Genomic DNA, 637 nt, shown 5'->3' on the forward strand with positions numbered 1-637 from the left:
CGTAACGTTGAAGACACCGGAAGACTACCACATGTGGCATCTGTTCGAGCTTAAGATTGTCAAGCTTACACGCTTCGCAATCAGCGGCCTGAAGCATGAAGACTCGATACACGACGATGGTGTTTATAGCGCCATGTGTGAACGTCTTGTCAACACCCATAATATTAATTTCAATAAATAGTTTACTTGTGCGTTTCGATGAGTTATATTTACCTCATCGAAACGAAGTCCAAAAAAGGATAAATAAATGAAAAAAGTAATTGTTGTAACAGGTTCCAATTCCGGTCTTGGTAAATCTATTTTTGACACCCTTGGCGCTTACGGTCATAACGTGCTTGGCATCGATTCAGCATACGGATATGACGTCCGCGATGCTAAACAGATGAAAGAAATTTTAAGCCCATATGATGTTGAAGGCTTGATCAACTGTGCTGGTGTCATCCCTAACAATTGGTTTGAAGATGTAAACTATGAACAGGTTAACCGCGTTATGCACACCAACGCATTCTCTTTCGTTAACACGACTCAGGCTGCGCTGAAAAGTCTTATCGACAACAAAGGCTTTGTGATCAACATCGTTTCCAACGCTGCGCATATTCCTATGACGTCCAGCTTGTGTTATAATGCATCCAAGGCT

2 protein-coding genes are annotated in these 637 nt (G+C 41.9%); both read left to right on the forward strand.

What is annotated here, in order from left to right:
• Positions 1-181 (forward strand): hypothetical protein (locus Y887_RS21205; protein WP_046965673.1); only part of this gene is annotated, 181 nt, incomplete at its 5' end.
• A 66-nt stretch (positions 182-247) separates the two neighbouring features.
• A partial coding sequence (locus Y887_RS19865; protein ID WP_157004364.1) for an SDR family NAD(P)-dependent oxidoreductase occupies positions 248-637 on the forward strand: 390 nt, incomplete at its 3' end.

The organism is Xanthomonas pisi DSM 18956 (genome assembly GCF_001010415.1).
Lineage (GTDB): Bacteria > Pseudomonadota > Gammaproteobacteria > Xanthomonadales > Xanthomonadaceae > Xanthomonas > Xanthomonas pisi.